Genomic DNA, 436 nt, shown 5'->3' on the forward strand with positions numbered 1-436 from the left:
GAAAGATCTTTTATATTGTGGAGGTTCATTTCTATTGCGACTGAATTAAAAACTGGCAAGTCATTTAGATCCAGAAACATTTGATTATGATCTACTACTACAACTCTTTGAGAGTTCATATCTAACCAATCTGGAATTTGTGAATCAGTGATAAGATATATTTTGTTAAACCATGGGCAGTTTTTCTCTATACTCCGCAAAACAAACTTAAGAGTACCCATATCCCTGTACCGAGCATCCGATACAGCATCCATATTCTGAGAGTACCCATCAATAAAAGACGATCTTTTTGATCTCCAGTTCTTGTCGTTTATATCTACCCACGGTAGTACAAAGTCAATTTTATCCATAAAATCTCCGTAATATATTTTGAGTGAACCTTTTAATTTTCAAGAAATTTTCTGGTATATACGGCTTTATATAGACTACTAATGTT

At 33.3% G+C, this 436-nt stretch carries 1 pseudogene; it reads right to left on the reverse strand.

The window, feature by feature from the left end:
* Positions 1-350: pseudogene (locus AB4585_RS29360) on the reverse strand (hypothetical protein); the annotation flags it as partial.
* Positions 351-436: the final 86 nt, after the last annotated feature.

Origin of the sequence: Vibrio sp. 10N.222.49.C9 (assembly GCF_041474985.1) — a bacterium.
Taxonomy (GTDB): Bacteria; Pseudomonadota; Gammaproteobacteria; order Enterobacterales; family Vibrionaceae; genus Vibrio; species Vibrio crassostreae_C.